Here is a 311-nt window from a genome sequence, read left to right on the forward strand (position 1 = left end):
GAGATAAGAAGCCGTCCAACAGCACTGGCAAGCTGAGCAGGACGCTCGATGCGGGTAAAATCTTTTCCAAAGATTTCACGGGCAGCTTTCGTATCTCCGAAATTTCCATTTAAGATGGCCATGACCTGGATGCCATCTTTTTTTAATGCCCGGACTTCTGTGGCAACATCTTTGACAGCAGCATTGCCGGAGTAGTCACGGCTCAGAGCAAATCCATGTTCCAGACTGGCGGGAATCTTCCGGTCATCATTGGGACTTGCATCTGTAAAAATGATGGCAATCCGGTTTGGGGCAGCAGGCTCTTCCTCCAT

1 protein-coding gene is annotated in these 311 nt (G+C 49.5%); it reads right to left on the reverse strand.

What is annotated here, in order from left to right; translation table 11 throughout:
* The coding region (locus tag PZH32_RS12445) for a hypothetical protein (protein ID WP_275208558.1) at window positions 1–311 on the reverse strand (311 nt) is incomplete at both ends.

It is taken from the genome of Adlercreutzia equolifaciens, from assembly GCF_029076695.1.
GTDB classification, from domain to species: Bacteria; Actinomycetota; Coriobacteriia; order Coriobacteriales; family Eggerthellaceae; genus Adlercreutzia; species Adlercreutzia equolifaciens_A.